This is a genomic window from Streptomyces fumanus (genome assembly GCF_014655295.1).
GTDB classification, from domain to species: domain Bacteria; phylum Actinomycetota; class Actinomycetes; order Streptomycetales; family Streptomycetaceae; genus Streptomyces; species Streptomyces fumanus.
In genome coordinates, this window is the sequence record NZ_BNBI01000006.1 from 238,800 (window position 1) to 264,017 (window position 25,218).

General features: G+C 69.6%; 29 protein-coding genes. 14 read left to right on the top strand and 15 right to left on the bottom strand.

What is annotated here, in order from left to right; genetic code table 11:
* The first annotated feature begins 104 nt into the window (after positions 1-104).
* Together IE316_RS15290 and IE316_RS15295 are read left to right on the top strand one after the other, a co-directional pair.
* Positions 105-851, top strand: a complete 747-nt coding sequence (locus IE316_RS15290) for a GAF and ANTAR domain-containing protein (protein ID WP_190204863.1) — start codon at positions 105-107, stop codon at positions 849-851.
* A gap of 64 nt (positions 852-915) precedes the next feature.
* Positions 916-1,485, top strand: coding sequence for a hypothetical protein (locus IE316_RS15295; RefSeq protein WP_190204864.1), 570 nt, complete (start codon positions 916-918; stop codon positions 1,483-1,485).
* On the opposite strand, the gene IE316_RS15300 is transcribed toward IE316_RS15295, so the two are convergent.
* From IE316_RS15300 to IE316_RS15315, 4 genes are read right to left on the bottom strand one after another with little or no spacing between them, the layout of a single operon-like run.
* Positions 1,469-1,975, bottom strand: a complete 507-nt coding sequence (locus tag IE316_RS15300) for a DUF2165 domain-containing protein (RefSeq protein ID WP_190204865.1) — start codon at positions 1,973-1,975, stop codon at positions 1,469-1,471. The two genes, IE316_RS15295 and IE316_RS15300, sit on opposite strands and share 17 nt — an antisense overlap.
* A 16-nt stretch (positions 1,976-1,991) precedes the next feature.
* Entirely contained in the window at positions 1,992-2,294 is a 303-nt protein-coding gene (locus tag IE316_RS15305) for a DUF397 domain-containing protein (RefSeq protein ID WP_190204866.1), read from the bottom strand.
* Positions 2,291-2,473 carry a DUF397 domain-containing protein gene (locus IE316_RS15310; protein WP_190204867.1) on the bottom strand — a complete coding sequence of 61 codons (183 nt, stop codon included), beginning with the start codon at positions 2,471-2,473 and terminating at the stop codon, positions 2,291-2,293. The genes IE316_RS15305 and IE316_RS15310 overlap by 4 nt, the downstream gene beginning before the upstream one ends.
* On the bottom strand, positions 2,470-3,282 hold the full coding sequence (locus IE316_RS15315; protein ID WP_190204868.1) for a helix-turn-helix domain-containing protein: 813 nt from the start codon (positions 3,280-3,282) through the stop codon (positions 2,470-2,472). Before IE316_RS15315 ends, IE316_RS15310 begins: the two co-directional genes overlap by 4 nt.
* Before the next feature lie 136 nt (positions 3,283-3,418).
* Between IE316_RS15315 and IE316_RS15320 the strand changes: the two genes are divergently transcribed.
* The 5 genes from IE316_RS15320 (at position 3,419) to IE316_RS15340 (ending at position 6,544) form a co-directional block, all read left to right on the top strand.
* A complete protein-coding gene (locus IE316_RS15320; protein ID WP_351056968.1) occupies positions 3,419-3,799 on the top strand; it encodes an ATP-binding protein in 381 nt (126 codons plus the stop codon).
* 163 nt (positions 3,800-3,962) lie between these two features.
* The gene (locus IE316_RS15325) at positions 3,963-5,078 is read left to right on the top strand and encodes an ADP-ribosylglycohydrolase family protein (RefSeq protein WP_190204870.1); all 1,116 of its coding nucleotides are present in this window, start codon (positions 3,963-3,965) and stop codon (positions 5,076-5,078) included.
* Positions 5,079-5,150: 72 nt separating this feature from the next.
* A complete protein-coding gene (locus IE316_RS15330) occupies positions 5,151-5,696 on the top strand; it encodes a TM2 domain-containing protein (RefSeq protein WP_190204871.1) in 546 nt (181 codons plus the stop codon).
* Positions 5,689-6,072: a DUF2752 domain-containing protein gene (locus tag IE316_RS15335; protein ID WP_190204872.1), complete on the top strand. Its 384-nt coding sequence runs from the start codon at positions 5,689-5,691 to the stop codon at positions 6,070-6,072. Before IE316_RS15330 ends, IE316_RS15335 begins: the two co-directional genes overlap by 8 nt.
* A gap of 208 nt (positions 6,073-6,280) precedes the next feature.
* Positions 6,281-6,544 carry a TM2 domain-containing protein gene (locus IE316_RS15340; RefSeq protein WP_190204873.1) on the top strand — a complete coding sequence of 88 codons (264 nt, stop codon included), beginning with the start codon at positions 6,281-6,283 and terminating at the stop codon, positions 6,542-6,544.
* An 81-nt stretch (positions 6,545-6,625) separates the two neighbouring features.
* Here the strand turns inward: IE316_RS15340 and IE316_RS15345 are convergent, their stop codons facing one another.
* The 3 genes from IE316_RS15345 to IE316_RS15355 form a co-directional block, all read right to left on the bottom strand.
* Complete coding sequence (locus IE316_RS15345; protein ID WP_190204874.1) at positions 6,626-8,209, bottom strand: sodium:solute symporter family protein; 1,584 nt, start codon at positions 8,207-8,209, stop codon at positions 6,626-6,628.
* A 152-nt stretch (positions 8,210-8,361) separates the two neighbouring features.
* Entirely contained in the window at positions 8,362-10,218 is a 1,857-nt protein-coding gene (locus IE316_RS15350; protein ID WP_190204875.1) for a DUF8823 domain-containing protein, read from the bottom strand.
* Between the two features lie 178 nt (positions 10,219-10,396).
* Positions 10,397-12,397, bottom strand: coding sequence for a D-alanyl-D-alanine carboxypeptidase (locus IE316_RS15355; RefSeq protein ID WP_308438924.1), 2,001 nt, complete (start codon positions 12,395-12,397; stop codon positions 10,397-10,399).
* Positions 12,398-12,895: 498 nt separating this feature from the next.
* Here IE316_RS15355 and IE316_RS15360 point away from each other — a divergent pair, with 498 nt between their 5' ends.
* The 3 genes from IE316_RS15360 to IE316_RS15370 all read left to right on the top strand — a co-directional run bounded on the left by IE316_RS15360 (position 12,896) and on the right by IE316_RS15370 (position 15,273).
* Positions 12,896-13,663, top strand: coding sequence for a GOLPH3/VPS74 family protein (locus IE316_RS15360; RefSeq protein ID WP_190204877.1), 768 nt, complete (start codon positions 12,896-12,898; stop codon positions 13,661-13,663).
* 356 nt (positions 13,664-14,019) lie between these two features.
* Positions 14,020-14,877: a helix-turn-helix domain-containing protein gene (locus tag IE316_RS15365; protein WP_190204878.1), complete on the top strand. Its 858-nt coding sequence runs from the start codon at positions 14,020-14,022 to the stop codon at positions 14,875-14,877.
* Between the two features lie 204 nt (positions 14,878-15,081).
* Positions 15,082-15,273 (top strand): DUF397 domain-containing protein, encoded by a 192-nt coding sequence (locus IE316_RS15370; RefSeq protein WP_190204879.1) that lies wholly within the window; start codon positions 15,082-15,084, stop codon positions 15,271-15,273.
* Between the two features lie 120 nt (positions 15,274-15,393).
* Here the strand turns inward: IE316_RS15370 and IE316_RS15375 are convergent, their stop codons facing one another.
* The 6 genes from IE316_RS15375 to IE316_RS15400 all read right to left on the bottom strand — a co-directional run bounded on the left by IE316_RS15375 (position 15,394) and on the right by IE316_RS15400 (position 19,716).
* A complete protein-coding gene (locus IE316_RS15375) occupies positions 15,394-15,906 on the bottom strand; it encodes a glutathione peroxidase (protein WP_190204880.1) in 513 nt (170 codons plus the stop codon).
* A 117-nt stretch (positions 15,907-16,023) separates the two neighbouring features.
* Positions 16,024-17,010, bottom strand: coding sequence for a polysaccharide deacetylase family protein (locus IE316_RS15380; RefSeq protein ID WP_190204881.1), 987 nt, complete (start codon positions 17,008-17,010; stop codon positions 16,024-16,026).
* Positions 17,011-17,044: 34 nt separating this feature from the next.
* Positions 17,045-18,070, bottom strand: coding sequence for an endo-1,4-beta-xylanase XynA (xynA, locus tag IE316_RS15385; protein ID WP_308438925.1), 1,026 nt, complete (start codon positions 18,068-18,070; stop codon positions 17,045-17,047).
* A gap of 297 nt (positions 18,071-18,367) precedes the next feature.
* Positions 18,368-18,592 carry a S1 domain-containing protein gene (locus IE316_RS15390; RefSeq protein ID WP_190204882.1) on the bottom strand — a complete coding sequence of 75 codons (225 nt, stop codon included), beginning with the start codon at positions 18,590-18,592 and terminating at the stop codon, positions 18,368-18,370.
* Positions 18,593-18,764: 172 nt separating this feature from the next.
* Positions 18,765-18,986 (bottom strand): hypothetical protein, encoded by a 222-nt coding sequence (locus IE316_RS15395; protein ID WP_190204883.1) that lies wholly within the window; start codon positions 18,984-18,986, stop codon positions 18,765-18,767.
* A gap of 190 nt (positions 18,987-19,176) precedes the next feature.
* Positions 19,177-19,716 carry a flavoprotein gene (locus tag IE316_RS15400; protein WP_190204884.1) on the bottom strand — a complete coding sequence of 180 codons (540 nt, stop codon included), beginning with the start codon at positions 19,714-19,716 and terminating at the stop codon, positions 19,177-19,179.
* Between the two features lie 133 nt (positions 19,717-19,849).
* Between IE316_RS15400 and IE316_RS15405 the strand changes: the two genes are divergently transcribed.
* The 3 genes from IE316_RS15405 to IE316_RS15415 all read left to right on the top strand — a co-directional run bounded on the left by IE316_RS15405 (position 19,850) and on the right by IE316_RS15415 (position 22,467).
* Complete coding sequence (locus IE316_RS15405; RefSeq protein WP_190204885.1) at positions 19,850-21,034, top strand: helix-turn-helix domain-containing protein; 1,185 nt, start codon at positions 19,850-19,852, stop codon at positions 21,032-21,034.
* Positions 21,035-21,134: 100 nt separating this feature from the next.
* Positions 21,135-21,758, top strand: a complete 624-nt coding sequence (locus IE316_RS15410; protein ID WP_190204886.1) for a hypothetical protein — start codon at positions 21,135-21,137, stop codon at positions 21,756-21,758.
* A gap of 88 nt (positions 21,759-21,846) precedes the next feature.
* Positions 21,847-22,467: a potassium channel family protein gene (locus IE316_RS15415; protein WP_190204887.1), complete on the top strand. Its 621-nt coding sequence runs from the start codon at positions 21,847-21,849 to the stop codon at positions 22,465-22,467.
* A gap of 89 nt (positions 22,468-22,556) precedes the next feature.
* Here the strand turns inward: IE316_RS15415 and IE316_RS15420 are convergent, their stop codons facing one another.
* Positions 22,557-23,096 carry a flavoprotein gene (locus IE316_RS15420; protein ID WP_190204888.1) on the bottom strand — a complete coding sequence of 180 codons (540 nt, stop codon included), beginning with the start codon at positions 23,094-23,096 and terminating at the stop codon, positions 22,557-22,559.
* A complete protein-coding gene (locus tag IE316_RS15425) occupies positions 23,093-23,725 on the bottom strand; it encodes a hypothetical protein (protein ID WP_190204889.1) in 633 nt (210 codons plus the stop codon). The genes IE316_RS15420 and IE316_RS15425 overlap by 4 nt, the downstream gene beginning before the upstream one ends.
* Before the next feature lie 673 nt (positions 23,726-24,398).
* Between IE316_RS15425 and IE316_RS15430 the strand changes: the two genes are divergently transcribed.
* A complete protein-coding gene (locus tag IE316_RS15430; protein WP_190204890.1) occupies positions 24,399-25,217 on the top strand; it encodes a toll/interleukin-1 receptor domain-containing protein in 819 nt (272 codons plus the stop codon).
* The last annotated feature ends 1 nt before the right edge of the window (position 25,218 follow it).

Genomic DNA, 25,218 nt, shown 5'->3' on the forward strand with positions numbered 1-25,218 from the left:
GCTTCCGGTTCCGGGCAGCATCGGCGGTGAATGCCAAGATCGGAACCCGCCGTGTCCGCACGCATTCCCGAGGGCTGCGCCCCTCCCGCCGTCAGCGCCGTCCCATGACCGGGCACCGGGTGGAGACCGTACTCCTCGCTTCCCGGCACGCCGACCACCCCGCCCCCGCCCGGAGCATCACCCGGGCGTGCCGGGAGGCGCTCGACGCGCCCTATTCGGTGGGCCTGACCCTGGCGGCGGACGCGGCGCTGGCCCAGCGGGCCTCCCTCGCCGCCGACGGCCCGCTGGCCGAGCGGGGCGAGGCCCTGCAGATCAACCTCGGCGAGGGACCGTGCATCCAGGCGCTGCGCCGGCACGCGCCGGTGTTCGCCACCGACCTCGACGACCCGGAAGTGACCCGGTCCTGGCCCGTGTTCGCCGCGCAGGCCCGCGCCCACGGCATCCGGTCGGTCTTCACCGTCCCGGTGGTCAACGGGCCCGGGACCGCCGGGCAGACCGGCCTCGTCCTCTCCCTGTACGGCGACCGGCCCGGCCGGCTCTCGGACGCCGACCTGGAGACCGCCCGCGCCCACGCCCACGCCGCCGAACTGCTGCTGCTGTCCACGTTGACGCCGGAGGAGGACGAGGCCGCCTGGGGCCTGCTGCTGCCGGTCGACGCGGTGATCCACCAGGCCACCGGAATGATCAGCTACCGGCACGGGCTCTCCACCGACCAGGCGGTCGCCCTGCTGCGCGCCCATGCCCACCTGTGCGACGTCGACCTCACCGACCTGTCCTTCTCCGTTGTGCACCACGGGCTGCGCCTGCCCGAACTCGCCGGTCCGCCGTCGCCCGAGAACTCCGGCCCGTGACGCTGGACAGGCGGCTCACAGTACGATGATCGGAGGATTTTCGTAGCTGAGGAGATGCGTGCCCGTGCCTGCCCGACTTCCCTCGTGGGCCTGGGTCACCGGTCTGACCGCGGGCGCGCTCGTGGTGGTGACCGCGCTGGCCGTGCAGGCGGAGCAGGGGCCGCACCCGACGGCCGCGGTGCAGGCCCGGCCCTCCGCCTCGGCGACGGCCGACGCCAAGCCGACGCCCAAGCCCTCGGCGTCGGCGACGCCCGCCGTGCCGGACGGCTCCGGCACCGGGCGGCGGATCGTGTACGCGCTCGGGGACAAGCGGGTCTGGCTGGTCGACGCGAGCGACGCCACGCGGCGCAGCTTCACGGTGTGGCCGGGCACGGTCAGCCCCGATCCCGGCAGCTACACGGTGGGCACCCGTACGGAGGCGACCACCGGCTCGGACGGGGTGGAGGTGGAGCACATCGTGTACTTCGCCCTGGCCGACGGCATCTCGGTCGGCTTCTCCAACGCGGTCGACGGCTCCTCGCCGCCACCGCCCGCCTCCGGCGTGAAGACGGGCGGCATCCGCGTGCACAAGGCGGACGGCGAGGCGCTCTGGGCGTTCGCGACGGCGGGGACGACGGTCAGCGTGATCGAGTAGCGTCGCCGTCCGGCAGGTGGTTCACGATCAGGACGACCCCGCTGACCAGGAAGATCCGGGTGGCGGCGTCCAGCCCGTTCCAGTCCCCGGACTGCCACATGGCGAACCACTCACCGCCGATCCCGATGAACCCGGCCCCGAACAGCAGCATCACCATCAACAGCCCGTACGTGGAGAACCGCCGGGCCCGTCCCGGCTCCCGCCGGGCCCACAGCCAGGTCCCGTACAGCAGCACGAGCGCGGCGACCGTCTCCCAGACGATGATCAGCACGTACGCGGCGTCCTGCACCCACCGGGTGGTGATCGCCCGCCACATCAGATCGTCGTCCTTGAACGTGGTGTCCATGGCGAACACATGCCGCACGAACTCCCGGTTGGTCCCGAAGTCGGTGATGTTCCCGAACGCGACCAGCGTCATGTACAACGCGACGACCCCGGTGAGCAACGTGACGGCAAGCCCGAGGGCACGACCCTGAGTTGAAGTGACCATGCCCTCTCCCTGCCCCTCAGCCCCGCCCGGCGAACGCGAGGAAGTTCTCCCAGGGGGTGGCGTGGAAGGTGAGGTGGGGGAGGTCGGTGTCCTTGGAGTCACGGATGTGGACGGTGGGGGTAGAAAGCGCGACTTCGACGCAGTCGGGGCCGTCGTTGCTGCTGTGACTGCTCTTGACCCAGGTCCTGGCCACCTCGACACACTCAGGGCCGTCGTTGCTGCTGTAGCTGCTCTTGACCCAAGTCGTGGCGACTTCGACGCAGTCGGGCTCGTCGTTGCCGCTGTAGCTGCTCTTCCGCCAGACCAGTGCAGGCGTCATGACTGCTCCATGGCTGCCAGGAATTTGGTCCAGGCGTCGTCGGTGAAGGTGAGGCGTGCGCGGTCCTTGGCCTTGGAGTCGCGGACGTGGACAGTGGGGGCGGTGATGGCGACCTCGACGCACGCGGGACCGTCGTTGCTGCTGTAGCTGCTCTTGAACCACTTCAACGCGAGCTTCATGTCTCTTCTCCCAGAACTTTCTGAATGAAGGCCAGCGACTCACGGGGCGTGAGGGCCTGCGCTCGGATCATTCCATAGCGCATTTCGAGTTTCTGGACGTCTCGTGGATCGGCGATCACGCGGCTGTACAACTGGCCTTCCGAGTGTCCGAGGGTCTTACCGTCCCGGAGCTTCAGCACCTGGAACGACCCGGCCATCCCCGCGTGTTCATCCCGATCGGTCGGCATCACCTGGATCACGACATGTCGCATCTGCCCTACCTCCAGCAGATGTTCGAGCTGCCGCCGCATCACCATTTTGCCCCCGATCGGCCTGCGCAGCGTCACCTCCTCCTGAACGAAGGTGAGCATGGCGTGGGGTACACGGTCGAAAATGGCCTTCCGGGCCATGCGCCCTGCTACATGCCGCTCGATCTCCTCCTCCGTGTACGCAGGTCGCCGCATCACAAACAACGCGCGGGCGTACTCCTCCGTCTGCAATAGGCCGTACACGTGCAGCGCTTCGTAGGCCCCCAGATCGACGGCCTCCGCCTCCAGCTTGGCCAAGTCCCGGACGTTCTTGGGATACCGAGCCCGCTCCACATCCTCCTTCATGCCGGCGATCTTGCCGTCCGCGCCGAGGGCCTCGTCCGTCGCGTCGAGGAACTCCGGCTTGGGGACGCGGCGGCCGCGTTCCACCGAGGAGACCATTTCCTCGCTGTAGCCGATGGCCGCGCCGAGTTCGACCTGCCGCATGCCCGCGGCCTCGCGCCAGAGTTTGATCTGCCGGCCGACCGCCTTGAGCACGGCCGCCGCCTCTTCGTCTTCCACCTCTGCCCTCCCGTCGTACCGACCGTACGGCCACGTTCGGCGCCCGGACAGTGACCGTGCGTACTGTGGCCAAGGCTGTTCACGGTAGGGATGGGACGCCACGCTGGGTGACATGACCGGTAAATCCGCCCCCGAAATGACGATCCTGTTGTCCGCGACCCGCAGGGGGGCACGGCTAGCCCGACTGCTGACGGAGCGTCAACTCAAGGACTGGGACGTGCCGTCGGCAGAGGCGACGCACGTCGCGGCCGAGCTGGCGGCCAACGCCGTGCTGCACGGCCGCGTACCCGGCCGCGACTTCCGCCTCTCCCTGTCACGCAGTGACACCGGCACGGTCCGTATCGAGGTCACCGACGCCCGGTGCGAGAGGATCCCGCGTGTCCAGGACCCCGCGCTGGCGGAGAGCGGCCGGGGGCTGCTCATCGTGGAGGCATACGCGGACCGCTGGGGCTTCGAGCGCACGGGCCCGGTGAAAACGGTGTGGGCGGAGGTGGCACCGGACCGTGGGGACCTGTGAGTTGGTCGGAGCGACGCCGGGGACCTCACGAACTCGTGAACGGGCTGCCGGATATCCACACCCCTTCCACACCGGCCCGGCATCCTTCTTGTCCTGAACGGGGCGTCCCCATTCGATTACAGTGCTGGACGTCGTACGTACGGACGGTGCCCGGGGAGGTCAAGTGGGTGCGACTGCCGGTGCCGTCTGGGGCCGTGCCGAGCAGCAGGACTTCCGGAGCCGGGTGCGCGGCACCCTCCTCGGCGTGGCCGTAGGAGACGCGCTCGGCGCCCCCGTGGACGGCATGGCACCGGAGGAGATCCGCGCGGCGCACGGCGCGGAAGGCATCGTCGACCTGGCCGTCGCGTACGGCCGGCGCGGTGCCGTCACCCACCTCACCCAGCTCACCCTGTTCTCCGTCGACGGGCTGATCCGCGCCCAGGTCCGCCGGGACACCGGCGCCTGGCACCCGCCGACCGACCTGCACCGGGCGTATCTGCGGTGGGCGGCCACCCAGCGCGACTGGGGCCCCGACGAGCGCCGCAAGGAGGACGGCTGGCTGGCCCGGGAGGAGTGGCTCTACGCCCGCCGGGAGCCGCCCCGCGCCCTGCTGCTCGGCCTCGGTGACGCCACCATGGGGACGCCCGAGACGCCGAAGAACCCGGGGGAGCGGGGCCCGGAGGCCGCCGCCCGGTCCGCCCCGTTCGGGCTGCTCGTCGGCTGGGAGCCGCAGCTCGTCGCCCAGTTGGCCGTCGAGTGCGCGGCGCAGACCCACGGCCACCCCACCGCCCGTCTCGCGGCGGGCGCGTACGCCCTCGCCGTGCACGGACTCGCCCGCGGCGAGAGCCTGGACGCCGCCGTGCAGCGCGCGCTCGCCCTGCTGGCCGCCCGCCCCGGCCACCCGCCGGTCACCGACGCCCTCCAGCGCGCCCTCGGCGCCGTGCGCCAGGGCATGCCCACCCCGGGGCGGGTCGCCGAACTGGCCGGCGCGGGCACCGCGGAGGGCCTGGTCGCCGCCGCCGTGTACTGCGCCCTGGTCGGCGAGGACGTCCGGCACGGCCTGCGGCTGGCCGTCAACCACGGCGGGCCCGCCGCCGCGGCCGGCGCCCTGACCGGGGGACTGCTCGGCGCGCTGCACGGCGAGACGGCCCTGCCGCCGGCCTGGCTGGCGGAGCTGGAGGGGCGGCCCACGATCCTGGAACTGGCCGACGACTTCGCCATGGAGATGACCCAGGGCCCGGCCCTGCACGGCCCGGCCGGTGCCTCCCCGGCCTGGCTGGCGCGGTACCCGAGGGCCTGACCGGCTTTCCCCCGGCTCGGCGTCTGCTGCAAGATGACCTGATCACGCACGCGTCCCACCGGGGGAGAACAAGTGTCCGAACAGGACCAGCCACAGCCACCGCAGCAGCCACAGCCGCCGCAACAGCCGCCCTCCCAGCCCGGATACGGGTATCCCGGCGGCGGCCCCTACGCCGGCGGCCCGCACCCCGGTGGTCCCCCGCCCGGCGGCGCCTACCAGCAGCCCGGCTACGGATACCAGGGCTACCCGCCCCCCGGCGGCTACCCGCCCCCGCCCCCCGGCAGCTACCCGCCCCCGCCCCCCGGCGGCTACCCACCCCCGGGCGGCTACCCCGGCGCCGTCCCTCCCGGCACCTACACCGGCGACCCCTACGCGCCCTACGGCTACGACCCCCTCGGCCGCCCGTACAGCGAGAAGTCGAAGATCGTCGCCGGTGTCCTCCAGTTCGTGCTCGGCACCTTCGGCGTCGGACGCTTCTACATAGGCCATGTCGGCATCGGCCTCGCCCAGTTGTTCACCTGCGGCGGCCTCGGGATCTGGGCGCTGATCGACGGCATCATCCTGGTCACCGGCAACGAGACCACCGACGCGCAGGGCCGGGTGCTGCGCGGTGGCTGAGGCGACGGCGGCCGCACCCCTCGCCGTCCTCACGGCGGGGGCGGCCGGCGCCGCGTACCTCTACACCACCGACCCGCACCAGTCCGGGCAGTTCCTGCCCCCGTGCCCGTTCCACCTGGTGACGGGCCTGCTCTGCCCGGCCTGCGGCGGCACCCGCATGGTGTACGACCTGATGCACGGCCACCTCGCCCAGGCGTGGGCGGACAACCGGCTCCTGCTGCTCGCCGCCCCGTTCGCCCTCGCGCTGCTGGCCCGCTGGAGCTGGGAGGGGCTGCGCGGACGTCGCTGGAGCCCCCGCCTCGGCCGCCGTACGCAGGCCGCGATCCTCGTGACCGCCGTCGTCTGGACCGTGGCCCGCAATCTCGTCGGCCCCTGACGACCGCGTTTGATCACGGTACTGGCACGATCTCTTCACCGCAGTCCCCCCAGCCCCCTCGGCCTCCCTATGCTCACCCCTCACAGGGGGGAACCGCCGGGTGCCGTGTCAGGGCGCGCCCGGTGACGACGCATGACGTACGTACCTCCTGCCACCACCAGGACACTCCGTCCCGGTGTTTCACGTAAAACCATCAGGAGCAGTACTCATGACCGTCCCCACCCCCGAGGCCCCTTACGGCGTCGACCCGCTCGGCCGCCCGTACTCGGACAAGTCCAAGATCGTGGCGGGGCTCCTCCAGATCTTCCTCGGCGGCCTCGGCATCGGACGTTTCTACGTCGGTTCCGTCGGCGTGGGCATAGCCCAGCTTCTCACCTGCGGCGGCCTCGGTATCTGGGCGCTGATCGACGGCATCCTCTTCCTCACCAGCAAGGACCGCACCGACAAGCAGGGCCGCGTGCTGCGCGGCTGACCCGGACGGCCATGACCAGGGCCCCGTACCCCCGCGAGCGAGCCGGGGATACGGGGCCCTCGTCACCTACACCTCCGCGGCTCAGTCCTTGACCCGCGTCACGACCGCGTCCTCCGTCCCGTCGGCCGGCCGCGGGACCGCCGCGGCGGCACCCGCACCGGCGCCGCCGTCCCCGTCCGTGTTCACCCGCTCGATGATCGCGAGCCGCTCCGGGGTGTCCTCCGGCTTGAGGAAGCCGATCAGGACGTAGAGGACGAGGGAGACGGCCAGCGGCACCGACACCTGGTACTCCAGCGGCACACCGCCGTCCACGCTCCAGTTGATCGGGTAGTTGACCAGCCAGAAGGCGAGCAGACCGGTCGCCCAACTGGTGAGCGCCGCCGTCGGTCCGGAGCGGCGGAAGGGCCGCAGCAGACCGAGCATCATCGGGATGGCGATCGGCCCCATCAGCCCCGCCACCCACTTGATCACCACGGTGATGATGTCCTTGAACGTCGGCGAGTTGACCTGGGTGGCCACCGCCATCGACAGCGCGAGGAAGACCACCGTGGTCAGCCGGGCCGCGACCAGGCCGCTGCGCTCGTTCCAGGCCCGGGCCCGCGCCGACAGCACCGGCGCCACGTCCCGGGTGAACACCGCCGCGATGGCGTTGGCGTCCGAGGAGCACATGGCCATGGTGTGCGAGAAGAAGCCGACGATGACCAGGCCCAGCAGACCGTGCGGCAGGAGCTGCTCGGTCATCAGGCCGTAGGAGTCGGAGCCGTCCGGCTTCTGCGCCTCCACCAGCAGCGGCGACATCCACATCGGGAAGAACAGCACCAGCGGCCACACCAGCCACAGCACCGCCGACAGCCGGGCCGACCGCTCGGCCTGCTTGGCGGACGAGGTGGCCATGTACCGCTGGGCCTGGTTGAGCATCCCGCCGTTGTATTCGAACAGCTTGATGAACAGGAACGCCAGCAGGAACACCGTGCTGTACGGCCCGACCAGCGGCTTCTCATGGCCCTGGAGGGCCGGCTCGTCCCAGACCCCGAAGAAGCCGCCGTAGTCGCCGAGTTCGGCGAGGACGGCGACGAACATCGCGATCCCGGCGAGCAACTGGATGACGAACTGGCCGAGTTCGGTCAGCGCGTCCGCCCAGAGGCCGCCGATCGTGCAGTAGATGCCGGTGATCACACCGGTGATCAGGATGCCCTGGTTGAGCGAGATGCCGGTGAACACCGACAGCAGCGTGGCGATGGCCGCCCACTTCGCGCCGACGTCCACGATCTTCAGCAGCATCCCGGACCAGGCCAGCGCCTGCTGGGTCGGGAGGTTGTACCGGTTCTTCAGGTACTCCAGCGGCGAGGCGACGTGCAGCCTCGACCGCAGCCGGTTGATCCGGGGCGCGAACAGCTTCGACCCGATGGCGATGCCGAGCGCGATGGGGAAGGACCACGTCACGAAGGATGTGACGCCGTACGTGTAGGCGATGCCCGCGTACCCGGTGAACATCACCGCGCTGTAGCCCGACATGTGGTGCGAGATGCCGGAGAGCCACCAGGGCATCTTGCCGCCGGCCGTGAAGAAGTCGCTGACGTTGTCCACGCGCTTGTGCGACCAGACGCCGATGGCGACCATCACGGCGAAGTAGCCGATGAGCACGGCCCAGTCGAGACTGTTCATGTGCCCCCTTCCAGGGTCCGCCTTGTGAACGGCCCGCTCATCGTGAGTGCGCTGACGCAGGCACGACAAGGAAGGGGAAGGTCAAGAGGGGGTAAAAAAGTTCGGTCCGCTGATCCCCGTTCAGCTACCTGAACGCCCGCACAGGGCCGGCGCTACCGCTCCTCGCGCCACTCCTCCGGGCACGGCGTCCCCCTCGGGAACTGGTACGGCGCCGCCAGCCGGTACGTACCCGCCTTCGGTGCCAGCAGCACCGTCCACCGGTCGCCGTCCGCGTCCTCCGCCGTCTCCATCAGGCAGCCGTTCACGTTCTCGTACGACTTCGCCTCGCCCTCCGCCCGGTTCTTCGAGGCTTCCGTCTCCCGCGGCGGCTCCAGGCTGCGGCCCTCGGCGTCGACGATGCTCAGCCACGGCGAGTACGGGATACGGACCAGGATCCGGCCCGCCCGCCGCACCTGGAGCGTCCACTCGCCCTGGTCGGCCCGCTGCACCACCGCGTTCGGCTCGGCCAGCGGCGTCGGCTCCACCACCTCGAACAACTGCCAGTTGGCGTCCCCCCAGACCTGCTTCAGATACGGCAGCCCCCGCTGCACCAGCTCCCGCTCCCGCTCGCCGCCGTCCCCGTCCGGCTCGTCCTTGGGCACCACCACGAAGTGCACGGCCCAGCGCTTGAGCCACTCGTGGTAGTTCGCCGAGTTCAGGGTGTCGTCGTAGAAGAGCGGGTTGCGCTCCATGTCCGCCTGCCGGTTCCAGCCCCGCGCCAGGTTCACGTACGGCGCCAGCGCCGACGCCTCCCGGTGCGAGCGGGCCGGCACCACCTCGACCCGGCCCCGCTCGGCGCCGACCTCCTGCAACTCGTTGACCAGCGGCGCCAGCTCCCGCGCCCAGGACGCGGCCGGCGTCGTGTGCACCACGTCGTCCACCGACTTGTAGCCGATCCACACCGCGAACCCGGCACACGCGATCACGATGGCGTACCACTTGCGCGACCTCGGCACCGCGAACGGCAGCGCCGCCACCAGCGCCACCCCCGCGAACAGCATCGCCAGCCGCGTGATGTTCGACCCGATCTGCGAGCTGATCAGCCACACCAGCAGCACGGCCAGGAAGTACACCGCCGCCGTGATCCGCACGGTCACCCACGCCCGCGGCACCGCCAGGAACACGAAGACCGCGTACAGCATCGGCAGGCTCGCCGACCCGAACGACATCGGCTGCGTCCCCGAGAACGGGAACAGCCACGCCGACAGCGCCACCACCGCGGCCGGCGCCAGCCCCAGCGCCCACGCGCCCGGCCGCCGCTTCTGCAGGAACAGCGCCACCGCGATCAGGCCCACGAACAGCCCCGCCACCGGCGACGCCATGGTCGCCAGCGCGGCCAGCGGCGCCGCGCACAGCGCCTTCGCCCACCGCTTGTACCGCCACCGGCGCGGCCAGCAGAACACCACGGCCACCGCGCCCAGCGCGAACATCGTGCCGAGCCCGAACGTCACCCGCCCCGACGCCGCGTTGCACAGCAGCCCGAACAGCCCCGCCAGCGCCGCCCACAGCGCGTTCGGCACCGCCCGGCTGCGCAGCAGCACCAGCGTCAGCAGCCCGGCCGAGACGGTCCCCGCGATCATCATCGTGGTCCGCACCCCGAGCACCGACATCAGATACGGCGACACCACGCTGTACGACACCGGGTGCATCCCGCCGTACCAGGCCAGGTTGTACGCCGAGGCCGGGTGCCGGCCGACGAACTCCGCCCACGCGTCCTGCGCGGCGAGATCCCCGCCACTGTTCGCGAAGGTGAAGAACCAGACGACGTGCAGGACCCCGGAGAGCACGGTGACGAAGAGCACCGGGTGGACCCGCTCACGGAGCCCGGCGAACCGGCCGGCGGACCGCTCCGGCGCGGCGGCCGCCCCGGCCGTGGTGGCGGGTATTCGCGGGCCGCCGCCCGGCTCCCGGGGGCCGTTGCCCGGCCCGGGATCGGCGTCGTCGGCCCGTGTCGGCTCCGCAGTGGCCACCTGAAGGCACTCCCCGTGTCCCGTTTTCTCGCTCTCGGCCGCGTCCCGTCCCGTTCCGTGCGGTCCACGCCCGCGCCGCCGCGACCGGCCACCTTGCCCGTTTCGTGACGCTAGCACGCACCCCGCCGGGCGACTGCCGGGCGGGGTGCGTGAAGGAACCGGGGGGGCGTGCGGAGGGTCAGGCCACGCGGGTCAGCTTCTCCGAGAAGCCGGGCTCGGCCAGATCCCGCTGGAGGGCCACCGGCACCTTGATGGCACTGTCGCTCCCGCTGTCGCCGACGGTGAGCGTCCCTACCTCGGTGCCGGCCGCCGCCGAGTGCGGCACCGAGCCGTCGTCCGGCTTGTCCAGCTCCAGCTTCACGGTCAGGCCCGACCAGCCGACGGCGGTGACGTTCTTCGTGGCGACCACCGGGGTGGTGCCGCCCAGACCGTCGTCCACCTGTCCGACCACCTCGCCCTTCTTCACGATCGTCTTCGCGGTGAGCGCGTCCTGCCCCGCCTCGATCAGCTTCTGTACGACGCCGGTGACCTCGTCGATGTTGGCGGTGCCGTTGCGCCCGTACTGGCCCAGGGCCGCGCCGATGATCGTCTGGGTCTTGCCGCCGACCGTCTTCTCCGCCGCGAACAGGATGTTGCCGCCCGCCGCGGTGGTGGTGCCGGTCTTGATGCCGATCGCCACGGTCGGCACCAGCCCGAAGAAGTTGTTCTGCTGGTCGCCGTTGAGGTCGACATAGCTGGGCTGCCGGGAGATCTCCTTGAACACCGGGTTCTCCATCGCGGCCCGCCCCAGCTTCACCAGGTCCTCGGCGGTGGAGACGGTCGTCTTGTCCAGCCCGCTGGGGTCGGTGTACGTGGTGTTCTTCATCCCCAGCTCCTCGGCGGTCTTGTTCATCTTGTCGACGAACGCGTCCTCGGAGCCGCTGCCGGAGTCCCAGCGGGCCAGCAGCTTGGCGATGTTGTTGGCGGACGGCAGCATGACCGCCTGGAGCGCCTCGTACTCGGTGATCCGCTGGCCCTCGGTGACCTTCACCACCGACTCGTTCTCGGCCTTGCCGGTCTCGTAGTGCTTCTGCGCCGCCGCGTCGACCGTGATCTTCGGGCCCTTGTCACCCGTCTTCAGCGGGTGGTCGCGCAGGATCACGTACACCGTCATCACCTTGGCGATGCTCGCGATCGGTACGGGCTTCTGCGCGCCGGACGTGCCGAACGAGCCGATGCCGTTGACATCCATCGCCGCCTGGCCCTGCCCGGGCCACGGCACGGAGGGCTTGCCGCCCTCGAACGACACCGTCTCCTGCGCGGTGAGCCGCAGCGTGGGCTCCGGCAGCGGCCGCACGGCCTGTACGACCGCAAAGACGATCACCAGCAGGATGGCCAGCGGCGTCCAGATCTTCACCCGCCGGGCCAGCGTGCGCAGCGGCGTCGGCGGGGGCGGCGGGGTGTTGGTCAGCTCCGCCAGCAGATCCAGCGGCGGCTTCGGCGGCACCGGCTGCTGCGTGGTCCGCTCCGGCCCGATCTGCGGCACCACGGCGGTACGCTCCGCCGCCGGCGGCTTGGCGGCCGGGGAGTCGTCCAGCGGCTTCAGCGCGACGAACTTGCTGGTGCGCTCAGCGGGCGACTCGGGCTCGGACTCGTCCTTCTTCGCCGGCTTCTCCGGCCCGGGCTTGACGTCCCCGAGCTTGAGCATGGTCGTCGGCTGGTCGACGGCGGGGGCGGGGGTGGTGGGGCGTACGGCCTTGAAGACGGTGGTGGGGGTGTCGGGGTCGGGGTCCTCGGGGGCGTTGTCCTTGGCGTCGGGGGCGTCGGGGGCGTCGGCCTTGGCGGGTTCGGCGTCGTCGGGCTCGTCGGCGTCCTTGGGGTCGGACGTGTCGGCCGTGTCGGCCGTGTCGGCCTCGTCGGCCTCGTCGACCTTGTCGGTGTCGGCGTCCGGCTTCTCGTCACCGTCACCGTCGCTGTCACCGGCATCGGTGCCGACATCCGGCGCGTCCGAGTCGTCCTCGCGCCCCTCAGCGCCCTTGCGCGCGCCGGAGGCCCCCTCGGGCGCCTCCGCGCCGTCCGCGGCCTTGGAAGCCCCCTCCGCGGCCTCCTGGGCGCCCGCAGGCCCCTCGGAGCCCTCGTCCTCGCTCTCGCCCTCGGCGCGGTCTCCGGGCCGCACCCAGGCGGCGACCGCCGCCTGCAACCGCGTATCACCGGACGTACCGGACGAACTGGATGAATCAGACGCGTCGGAGCCTTCGGGCTTCTCCGTCTCCCCGGACACCGACAACACCCGCGTCGCCGTATCCACCGTCGCGCCCGCCGGGCGCCCCGCGGACTCCCGCGCCACCGTCAGCCGCGGATCGCGCGGTTCGCCCGCCCCCCGCTCCGACTCCGTCCGGGCCTCGGGAACCGGACCCGCACTCCCCGACGTCGGTTCTGCCGACGACTCGCGCTGCTTCGACCTGTCGGGGGACTCGCCCGCCACCGATGCCTCCTCGATTACCGAACCGTGAACCGCCGCCCGGAACACCGCTCGCGGCGTTGTCCGAACCATGTACCAGTGTCCTGTGTACGGCCTGGACCCATGCGGTAGACGAGAACGACATACCTGCCGGTTCCCTTACAAACAGGTCACGCACCCTCGACAGACCAATGTGAGAGGGGTCACCCTGTCATTCATCCACGCGGGGAGGCATGGATGGGCAGGAGCCGCAGAACACTTCCGGAGGAGCTTCTGCTGCTGGCGTTGGACCCGGCCACGGGTACCACCGCGCAGCCGCAGTCGCTCGACCTCGGCCTGGCCGGAGCGCAGCTCGTCGAGCTGGCACTGGCCGGACGGATAGCCCCAGACGGGGATCGTATCGCCGTGGTGGTGCCACGGCCGACTGGAGATCCGACCTTGGACTGCGCGTTGGAGCTGCTGCGAAGGCGCGGCGCCCCGGTACGGGCCGTCCACTGGATCGGCGGACCCCGGCTGGGGCTCCGCCAGACGTACCTCTCGCATCTGGAGCGCTGCGGCATGGTGCATGCCGTGGCCGGCCAGATGTGCGGGGTGCTGCCGACGACTCGCTACCAGGCGACGGACACGGCGATCAGCCGGGAGATCAGGTCCCGGCTGGATTCGGCGATCCGCACCGGCGTACCGCCGGACCCGCGGACCGCCGCGCTCGCCGCGCTGGCCCACGCGGTCGGTCTCGGCAAGCACCTCTACCCGGGGAACGAGGGGCGGTCCTCCCGCTCCCGCCTCCGGGACCTGATCAGGCACGACCCCATGGGCGGCCTCGTGGCGCACGCCGTGATGGACGTCCAGAACGGCGTCGCGGCCCAGCCGCGCCGCACCCAGGCCCAGGCCCCGGCCCCGGCCGGCCGCCAGGCCACCGCCGGAACCAGGCCGGTACCGGAACCCGCCCGCGGCGTCCCGGCGCAACCGCGCCGCGGACCCATGGCGCGCGTCCCGGCCCACTGAGGCCGGGACCACCCAGCACACCCGCACCGCCGCCGCACCGAACAGTCCCCTGAGACCCGGTACGGGAGCCGCCGGCCGCGCGGGGCGAAGGACCGTCCGTTCGGACGACGACACGGTCCGCGCCCCGCGCGGCCGCATCTTCATGCGGGCACGCGGTCATGCCCGAACTGGCGTGTACGCGGCGCATATTCACCGTTTCCCAGCGGTAGAAACCCTCTTGGTGGCAGTCTGCTCAACAGCAGATACACATAGTTGCGAGTCACGCGTCGCGCGTCACGCGTCGCAAGGCACGCATCGAGAGTCCCGCGTCGCACGTCGCAAGCAGTTCGAGGCACGCAGCCGGAGGTGCACGTCCCGTGGCGTCCAATGTCAATCCCACCGTCCGGCGGCGCCGGCTGGGCCAGGAGCTGCGCCGGCTCCGCGAACTCAAGGGCATGACGGCCGAGGAGGTCGCGGAGCGGCTCCTGGTGTCGCAGTCGAAGATCAGCCGCCTGGAGAACGGCCGGCGCAGCATCAGCCAGCGCGACGTCCGCGATCTGTGCGGGGTGTACGAGGTCGAGGACCAGCGCATCGTCGACTCGCTGATGCAAATGGCCAAGGACTCCCGCCAGCAGGGCTGGTGGCACGCGTTCGGGGACATCCCGTACAGCGTCTACATCGGCCTGGAGACCGACGCGGAGTCGCTGCGCACCTACGAACCCCAGATCATCACCGGCCTGCTCCAGACCCGCGGGTACGCGGAGGCCCTGATCCCGGGCGCGCTGCCGGAGACCTCGATCGCGGACATCGAGAAGCGCGTCCAGGTCCGGATACGGCGGCAGGAGCGGGTCACCGCCGAGCACAACCCGCTGCGGTTGTGGGTGGTCCTGGACGAGGCCGCGCTGCGCCGGATCGTGGGCAACAAGCAGATCATGCGGGAGCAGTTGGAGCACGTCGCCGAGATGTCCAAGCTGCCGCACATCACCGTGCAGGTGCTGCCGTTCGACGTCGGGGCGCACCCCGGGATCAACGGCCAGTACTCGATCCTGGAGTTCTCCGACACGGCCGACTCCAGCGTGGTCTACATCGAGGGCGTGACCAGCGACCTGTACCTGGAGAAGGCGCACGATGTGCAGAAGTACACGGTGATGTACGAGCACCTGCGCGCCCAGGCGCTGAACGTCGAGCAGTCACGGCAACTCATCCTGGACGTCGCCAAGGAGTACGCCCGCTGACACACGGTGACACCCGCTGACGCCCGCTGACCGGGCGCGGGATCGTACACCCCTGTCACGCGATCCTGGAAGACTCCCTTGGAATATGCCATCCGGTCGGGTGAATGGGCCCACCGAACGGGGAGCGCAGCGAGTAGCGTCGATCACGCCAACGATCACAGACATTGGCATGCACATTCGGCAACTCGCGACAGGAGCACAGAAATGGCGATTCTCCAGGGCGTCACGGACGCATGGGTCAAGTCCTCCTACTCCGGTGGCAACGGCGCGTGCGTCGAGGTCAGGTCCCCGGCCGTGGAGGAGCTGTTCGTCCGCGACTCCAAGGTCCCCGAGGGCCCGAACCTGGCGTTCCCGGCCGACGCCTGGACCGCGTTCGTCGCCTCGGTCAAGTCCTGACCTGAGGCCCTGACTCCGAGGTCCCCGCCCTGAGGGGACATCCCGCGGCGACAGAGATCCCGCAGAGCCCTCTCGACCAGCCCGCCGTCCTAGCCGAGAGGGCTCGGCTCTGTCCCGGGGCTACGCCACCTGTTCCTCGACGGCCGCGATCACCTCGGGAGCCTCCGGCTCGGTCCCCGGCGCGAACCGGGCCACGACCCGGCCGTCACGGCCGATCAGGAACTTCTCGAAGTTCCAGCGGATGTCCCCGCTGTGCCCCTCGGCGTCCGCGAAGCCCACCAGCCGCCGGTACAGCGGATGCCGGCCCTCCCCGTTCACCTCGACCTTCTCGGTCATCGGGAAGGTCACCCCGTACGTGGCCGAGCAGAACTCGGCGATCTCGTCGGCGCTGCCCGGCTCCTGCCCCATGAACTGGTTGCACGGCACGCCGAGCACGGTGAACTCCCGCTCGGCGTACCGCTCGTGGAGCCGCTCCAGGCCCTCGTACTGCGGCGTCAGCCCGCACTTGGAGGCCACGTTCACGACGAGCACGACCTTCCCGGCGTACTGCCCCAGATCCGCGGCACCGCCCTGGAGGGCACCGATCGTGACGTCGAGGGGGGAGGCGGAGGACTCAGTTGCGTCAGATGTCATGCCACGGATGCTAGACGGGTCCGCGCGAGCCGGGTCCGGGCACGCCGGGTCCACGCACGCCGGGTCCGGGCACGCCGAAGGCGCGACGGCCGGGCCGCCGCGCCACCGGTACGCGGGTCAGCTCGCGGTGCAGGAGACCGTGGGCCAGTTCCAGTTCCCGTTGTGCTGGATGGTGACGCCCCAGGTGTTGCCGCTGCCGTTCGGCTTGGCGACCAGGGTCTGGGCGCTGGGGAAGCTGGTGCTGGCGTTCCAGGTGGACAGCACCTTGGCGGGGGAGGGAATGTTCATGGTGACGGTCCAGTTGCTGGAGCCGGTGACGGAGACGTTGAGGTTGTACCGATCGCTCCACTGCTGCCCGGCGGAGAGCGTGGCCGTACACCCACCGGTACCGCCACCGCCCCCACCCCCGCCACTGCCGTCGGGAGCGACGGCACGGCCGGTCGAGGGCGAGATCATCCCGGCGCACAGCCCGCGGCCGGCCAGCGTCTGGGCGATCCGCGGGATCGCGGCGAGGGTGTTGGCGGGCCAGTCGTGCATCAGGATGACCTGCCCGTTGGTGAGCCGCCCGACGGCCGCCACGATCGCGTCGGTGCTCGCGTTGTTCCAGTCCTGCGAGTCGACGTCCCAGATCACCTCGGTCAGCCCGTACTTGGCCTCCACCGACCGCACGGTCGAGTTGGTCTCGCCGTACGGCGGACGGAACAGTTTCGGCGTACCGCCGCCCGCGTTGGCGATGGCCTGCTGGGTCCGGGAGATCTCCGAGTCGATCTGCGCCTGCCCGAGCTGCGTCAGGTGCGGATGCGTATAACTGTGGTTGCCGACCCACATCCCGGCGTCGACCTGGGCCTTGACCAGCCCCGGGTTGGCGGCGGCGTTCTGGCCCTGGTTGAACATGGTGGCCCGCAGCCCGTTCTGCTTCAGCGCGTTGAGCAGGCTCGACGTGGTGCTCGACGGGCCGTCGTCGAAGGTGAGCCCGACGTACCCGTTGCAGGCGGCGGCCCGCTCCGGCGCGGCGTCGGCGGCGGCGGTGCCGGCGGCGGCCAGCGAGACGGCGGCCGTCGCGGTGACCAGGGCACGCAAGGGGAGACGGAATCTGGTTCTCATACGGGGTGCTCCTCCAGCCTCGGCGGTACGGGGGTCAGCTCGCGGTACAGGAGACCGAGGGCCAGGTGTAGTTCCCGTTGTGCTGGATGGTGACCCCCCAGTTGTTGCCGCTGCCGTTGGGCTTGGCGATGAGGGTCTGGGCACTCGGGAAGCTGCTGCTCACGTTCCAGGTGGACAGCACCTTGGCCGGGGACGGCACGTTCATGGTGACGGTCCAGTTGCTGGAGCCGGTGACGGAGACGTTGAGGTTGTACCGATCGCTCCACTGCTGACCCGCGGAGAGCGTGGCCGAGCACCCACCGGTACCGCCACCACCGCCACCACCGCCGCCGCCCCCGCCACCACCGCCGCCGGAACCCCCGTCCCCGACCGTGATGTTGGAGTTGCCGCTGCTCTGGTAGCCCTCGGTCGCCATGATCATGTAGTAGTTGAAGCTGCCCAGCCGCATCCCGGCGCGGGACCACGCGTCGAAGTGGTTGCCGGTGGTGATGGTCCCACCCGTCCGCTTCGACTGCCGCACGCTCCAGTACTGGTCGAAGGTCTTGGTCCCCTCCACCGACGGCGCGTTGTACCGCGTCGTCTTGTAGATGTCGTACGTACCGCCGTCACTGGTGACCGTCCCCATGAACGTCCCCGTGGGCCGGAACGTGCCCCAGTTGTCCACGATGTAGTACTCGACCAGCGGGTTCGACGTCCATCCGTACAGCGCGAGGTAGGCGTTCCCGGACGGGTTGAACGACCCCGAGTACGTCACGGCCCGGCGCCCGCCGTTGGCCCAGCCCTTGCCGGCCACGAAGTTGCCGGTGTTGCTCCAGGAGGTGCGGTAGTTCCCGCCCGAGCTGAGCGTCATGGAGACCGTGCCCGGGGAGTCCGTCCAGAAGGAGTAGTAGTACCCGTTGTCGGTGCCGGTCTGGTTCGAGTTGATCACCGTGTCGGCGTACGCGGTGCCGGGCATGGTCAACGCCACGACAGCGGCCAGCACGGTCGTACAGACCCCGGCGACGAACAGCCGGAACCGGCCGCGTCTCCGGTTGGTGCGGTGTGCGGGTGCGAGGTTCATGTGCGCGTTGTCCTCCTCGTCCTCATGAGGCCGATGGGAGGACACAGTTTTGATATGTCCCTGCCAGGTGTCAATAGTTTCGGCACGGTATCCGAAACATTCGATGCTGAGGAGATGACCGTCGACGCGACTATGTGCACGTCAATAACGAGAAGAACCCACCCGACGACCCCTCGAACACACCCCCTCCAAGCCGATCCGATCAACTCACCCGAACACCACCGAAACTTTCGAGCACGAAAAAGGCCCCGGACCCTGAACGGATCCGGAGCCAGCCGGCGAAGCCCGAACGCGATCTCAGCCGGACCGAGGCGTGATGCTCACCGCACGATAGTCATACCCGTCCTGCTTGAAGCCGGGCGCTTCCCAGACGAGGTCGACCTCCTGGCCGACCGACAGCGTGCGGTAGCCGGGCGCCTGAATGTCGGAGAAGTGCCCGAAACAACCCCCCGGGGTCTCCGCGGAGTCGAGCACCCCCCACCCTTCCTCGTCACTCCACTCACGAACGATCGCGGTCACCATGGGGGCGACGATACGGGAGCCCCTTCCCCGTCCTCGTACCCGGCACCCTCGTCCTCCCCGAAGTCCGGGGCCCGGAAGGGGTCCGTGACGGGAGGCGGCGATACGGCGGCGGAGCTGCGGGGCGTCCCTTCCGGGGCGGAGAACAGCGAGGTCAGTTCGATGAGAGGTCCCCTCAGAGCTTGGTCATCTTGGTGTACGGGCTCAAGATCCGCTCTTGAGCCGAGCCGAAGTCCACGAGCACCGCGACCCCGCTCTCGACGCCGACCACCCGGCCGAGGCCGTACACGTCGTGCGTCACTTGGTCACCCACCGCGAACTGCTTCGGAGCGGGCGCGACCGGGGCTTTGAAGGGGCTGGTGGGCAAATGACGCTTCAGTGCAGCAGGCTTAGTCATTGCCCCCAGTATGCGCCCCCAACCCCTCCCCGCACCCGGACCCCGGGCGACAGGTTCATCACAGCGGGCCCGGCGGACTCGACGCGCGGCCGTGGAGGTCTCCGCGAGCCCCGGACTGGGCCCCCGCGTCACGTCCGCCGTCACGTCTTGCCGTCCCGTCCGCCGTCACGTCCTGCCGTCCCGTCCGCCGTCACGTCCCGACCCGGCGGACCACCGCGTCCAGCAGCACCCCCCAGGGATACTCTTCCGGCCGCCCTTGCCCAGGCTGATTCGGCACGAATGCTCCCTCCCCGTACAGCACCTCCACCCCCATCTCCCGCAGCTCCTCGACCGACCGCTGGAACGCCCGGTGCCGGGCGTACGCCGCGTTCACGCACGGCATGGTCACGATCGGGATGTCCTTGCCGATCCCCTCCGCGACCACGCCGATCACGAAGTCCCGGGTGATGCCCTGCGCCCAAGCGTTCACCGAGTTGAACGTGGCGGGCGCGAACGCGATCACATCCGCCTTCGGCCACACATCCGCGTCCCCCGGCCGCTTGTACTCCCACCGCACCGGATGCCCGGACAGCACCGCGAGCCCGTCGAGGCTTCCCTCCAGCCACCCCGCCGCCGTCGGCGTCAGCCCCACACAGACGTCGAAGCCCCGCGCCTGGGCGTCCTCCACCACCCCGGCGATGTCGAACACGGGCGGCGCGGCACTGGCGAACAGATACAGGGTGCGAGTCATACGGCTATAGCACCCTGCGCGGTGGATCACTCGCAACCGCCCCCGCTTCCGGGGGAGTCGGTGGCCAACGCCTGACTTGCGCAGGTCCGCGCACGTACCGTTGCTAGTTCCGGCGAGGACCGAGGAGACCAGCGTGCCCTCTTCTGACGACGCCCACACAGGAACCCGCATCCGGGAACAGCGAAGACTGGCCAGGCTTACTCAGCGCCAGCTCGCCGCTCGTATGCCGTACTCATACAGTCTGTTGAACCAGGTGGAGTGCGGTGCGCGTGTGGCGACAGCCGACTTCGTCGCCGCTGTCGCGCGCGTTCTGAACATCGATGTCACCGTTTTGACCGGGCAGCCCTACATAACCGAATTGCAGCGCGACCGACTCGCCGAATTGGTGCGACCGATCCGCGAAGCCCTCGACTTGTACGACCTGGGGCCGAACCCGGATCTGACCGTGCGGTCAACCGCAGACCTGCTGGTGAGAGCGGACCGTCTTTGCCAGGAAGTACGGGCCACACACCTGCGCAACGCGGCCCGCGCACTGCCCACGGCGATCGCCGAACTGACGCACACCGCCTGGGCCACTCCCTCGACTGAGGTGTGGAGAGCCCTCGCGTCGACGTATCGAACCGCCCACGACATCAGCGTGAAGCTCGGCTACTACGATTTGTCCGCTGTCGCCCTGGACCGTATGGGCTGGGCAGCCGAACGCGCCTCCGACCCTTGCTTAGGGGCGGTCCGCCAGTACATGCGAGCCCTGGTCTATTTCCGGGAGGGCGAGTACACGATCGGCCAACGACTCATCGCATCCGGCCATGGCATCGTCGGTCAGGCGGATACGACACGGGAAAGCCTCGCTGTGACGGGCCAACTGCACTTGGGAGCGTCCGTCATCCACGCGCGGGCCAGGAACGGGGACGCTGTTCAGCGGCACCTCGGCGAGGCCCGTTCCGTGGCGAGGCGGATCGGAGACGCCTCCGAAGTGCACTGGCTTTCCTTCAGCCCGACGAACGTGGCGCTGCACCGCGTGTCGACGGCTGTGGAGATGGGCCAGTACGACGATGCACTGAAGCAAGCCCGCAAGGTGCGGTTGCCGGCGTCGCTGGCCACATCACGGCGTGCTCACTTCCTGATCGACCGGGCGCGTACGGAGCTGGAGACGGGCCAGACCGGAAAGGCACTGGAGCACCTCATCGAAGCGCGGCGCGTGGCACCGGAGCAGACGCGCTACCACCCGGGCGCCCGGGAGACGATCCGTGGTCTGGTCCGCACAGCCCGTCGTACCCCGGACACGCTGAACTACATGGCTACCTGGGTCGGTCTGTAGAGGTGCTCGCAATGCTCACAGGTTTGTGAGCATTGCGGACTTGGCCGCTGCCTACGGTCGGTGGGCGAGACGGAGCACACCGACCGTGGAGGCCCCACCCATGCCGAGCGACCCCGCGCACAGCCGCGACACCCAGCCCACCATGCGACTGGCCGAAGCGGAACCCGGCGTACCCTCACACCCCTATGTCGACCGATGCCTGACCGTCGCGGACTGGCTCCTCTCCGCCCACCCGTCCCCCCGTGACGCCCGCGCGGAGTGGGCCGAACACGGCATCGCCGTGCTCGCCCTCGGCACCCTGTTCTCCGCCCTCCGCATCCCCGGCCGCGTCGTCCAGGCCGTCGCCGCGAGCACCGATCCCGCCGACATCGACGCCGTACTCGACGAGACCCTGGGCGGTGGCCCGGTCATCTGCGACATCCACGGCCCGCGGTACTACGCCCTGGTCCCGGCGAACGTGCCGAGGACCTGGCGGGACGCGGTGGACGACTGGCGCAAGGACGACGTCGAGTGCCTGGGCCACGGCACGTACCTGGGCGTACCGAGGCTGGACACCGTCGAGTTCCCCGTACGGGGCACGGCGTCGTACTGGTCGGTCCCGCTGACCACGCCCGCCCGCCTGTGCAGGCCGCTGGCCGTAGCCCGCCTGATCGCGGCGGGAGCCCAGGACCCGGCGGAGGAACGTTGGACGCCACGCGGGGACGGGGTCACCCGTCAGGGGTGATCCCTACCCGCCGTCGGGGCGATGAGGCCGGAACCGGGAACGATCGGCCCACCGGAACCGGACGAGACGAAGAGCGAAGAGACGCGAGATGAGCGATACGCCCCCAGGCGGCAGGGACGGGAACGGGACCGCTTCCGGACAGGCACGATCCCGCCGACGCGCCACCCTCGTCGCTGTCGCCCGGGCCCTGTCCGTCACCGTCGGCCTCGTCACCGCCTACTACGTGCTTCCCCTGGACGAGCGGCTCACGGCCGGCACCTCGCTGCTGCTGGTGTGCGGCCTGCTCGCGGTCCTCCTCGTGTTCTGCTGGGAGGTACGGGCGATCACGCGCTCCCCTCATCCACGCCTGAAAGCGATCGAGGGCTTGGCCGCCACGCTGGTGCTGTTCCTCGTCCTCTTCGCCGGCTCCTACTACATGCTGGGCCGCTCCGCGCCCGACTCCTTCAGCGAACCGCTCACCAGGACGGACGCGCTGTACTTCACGCTGACCACGTTCGCCACCGTCGGCTTCGGAGACATCACGCCACGCTCCCGCACCGGGCGGATCCTCACGATGGCGCAGATGACAGGAGGTCTGCTGCTCGTCGGAATCGCCGCACGGGTACTGGCCAGCGCGGTACAGGCGGGCCTGACCCGACAGCACCGGCAACCGGCACCTCCACCACCCACCGACACCGGCCGCACGGAACAGCCGGACGCCGGACCATGACCGTATCTATTGCCTCCCCTGCTCCCCCCCGCCTCTCTGCCGCCGATGTCACATGCGGGTGGCGGGGGCCGTTTCGTCATGCTCGACGGTCAGATACTCACCTGGCGCCGCACGCCGGCAAGTGCCCTGTCCCAGGGGTACGACTTCGGGTCCCCCTGCTTCGGCGGATGCATCTCGTACCCGTCCGGCCCGTCGAGGAAGAGCACACCCTGTTCCCGCAGCGCGGCGATGGAGCGAGTCACCGCGGGCTGTGCGCCCTGTGCCTGATTGAAGTAGGGCATCGCCACGACGGGCACCCCCATGTGCACCGCCTCCGACGGGATACCGATCGCCAGGGTGTCGCTGATGCCGGCCCCCCACTTGTTCAGCGTGGTGCACGACATGGGCGCCACCAGCATCGCGTCCGCCTTCGGCAGTACGTCCTTCTCCCACGGCAGCTTGTACCGCGACCGCACCGGATGCCCGGTCAGCTCGACCAGTTCCTGCATCCGCGGCTCCCACCAGGCGGCGGCGGACGGAGTGAGGATCAGGCACACGTCCCAGCCGTCGGCCCGGGCGACGCGCACCCCTTCATCGACGTACTGGGTGGGGCCGGCGGCACAGGCGATGAGGTAGAGCACTCGGGTCATGCGCGCAGTCCACAGTGCCGGGCCAGCGCGCGCAAGCCCGGCCCCGGGTCGGCCGTCACGCCGACCACGTCCTTGACCAGGTTCACGGCGTCCGGCCGACTGCGGACTTCCTCGGGCGCCAGCTCGTCGGCTGCCAGGAGCGCCTTGGCGGCATCGTCCTTGCGCCGGGTCAGGAGCGAAGCGCGTGCCATCGCGACCCGGTGTCCGGCCTGCCGCTCGCGGGTCATCCTGGCCAGCGCCCCCGGCTCCGCCTCCGTTGCCGCGTCGAGCGCGGACCAGCCGTCCTCGAACCGCAGCAGCATGTCCACCCGGTGCAGGACCACGTTGGTCGGTCCGAACTGCGTGTAGTCCTCGTCGAGGTCCGCGCCCTGCCGCGCTGCCGCCTCGCCCGCTTCGTCGACGTACCCGCCGGCCGCGCGGACACGGGCAGCCGTCTTCTCCTGCGAGGACTCGGCGAGCGCGGCGGACAGGTACAGCATGCCGAGGGTGGACAGGCCGAGCGGCCCGCGCCGGGTGAGGTCGCTGGAGAGACGCCGTGCGGCTGCCGTAGCGAACTCGACGGCGGCCCGCGGACGCTCCTGGTAGACGAGACTCTTGGCGACACGGCGAGCTGCGGCCCCGATCTGCACCGGGTCTCCGGACCGCTCGGCGGCGGCCAGCGCACGATCCGCAGCGAGCGCTGGCCGGGATCGCGCTCCTGGCGAAGCCTCTCATAGCGGGTGACTGAAGCCCCTTGTCGGTGGTGCGGTGCTGAAAGGCCAGGTGAGCCCCGAGCCGAGCAGAGTCCCCAGAGCGGCTATGGCACTGGCGATGATGATCTCCACGCCTCGAACTGATCACTTATCGCTGGCCGGGCCTAGTACACACCCTGCTCTCAGGTCAACTCGATCCTCCAACTGTAGTGGTGGATCGGTGTGCTCTGTGCAGGCGTGTTCACCTGCGTACATCGGAGACCGCGCGGCTGCCTCGACACGGTTTGATCCTCGGATGAACGTTCACGAAGCAAGCTGAATGAGACGAGAACCGAGACGGAAGCCACTGGATGGCGAGCCATGGGTGTGCCCACCGATGGTCCTCGCTATGGGATACGAGCTCCACACACCGGGACAGCGGACGCGATGGGTCACGAGGAGCACCCGATCGTATGAACGAGTGGGTCGTCTCCGCTCGCGAGCACCAGGCGCTTCGAGAAAGGGAGGCGCATCGATCTGGCGCACAGTGGCGGGCAGCCCATGATCGCTTAACGGACACAACCACATGAAAGGGGAGACAGCATCATCACCCAGCCAGTACGATCAGCGCATGGATGGCAGGTGGTCTGGCAAACTCCTTCTTGATCTTGTGGATGCTCTAGCCGATCTTCCCGGCGCGGAAACTGACACCTTTTTCTCTGCCTACGGCCTCAGTGAGGCGTATAGTCGCCCCGGCCGGATGGCCAGCAAGAAATCCAAGATCAACTCTGCAATCCGAGCAGCCTCGGCTCAGGGAAGGGTCGATCTAGTCCTGAGTGCCGCAGTAGATCGCTTCCGACTGACACTAGACGGATATTCGGCGCAAAGTGCCGCAGAATTCGCCGCCATCCCACCATCCAAGGGCGAGATGAGTTCCGGGAAGTGTATCTTCATTAGCCATGCATCGGCAGACCGCGACTTGGCTTGCGCTTTGAAAGACCACCTAGTTCTCGGTGGTGTCCCAAATGGGAAGATCTTCTTCTCTTCGGAAAACTCCACCGGAATCCCGTCCGGTCGAAATGTGCACCATCACCTTCAGCAAACGTTGACTAATTCGGCCGTTGTTATTGAGTTAATCAGTGAGACGTTCTTGACTAGACCGTACTGCCTAATGGAACTCGGGGCAGCATGGGTGCTGAACAAGCCAACATATCCATTGGTAGTGCCCCCACTAAGTATTCATGCTGCCATTAGGGCAGTAGGGAACGTAAAAATGCGTTTACTTGGCGCTGAGGCAGAGTCCGACGCTGTCTTCGATGAGCTACACGAGATTTTATCCAGTATCGGCTTAATCCTCCCGTTGCGCTTCTGGAACGAAGCGGTGCAGAAATTCAATAAGGCCATGCACGGTATGTTTCAGGCGGCTGACGTCGGAGAGGCGCGAGCTTAAT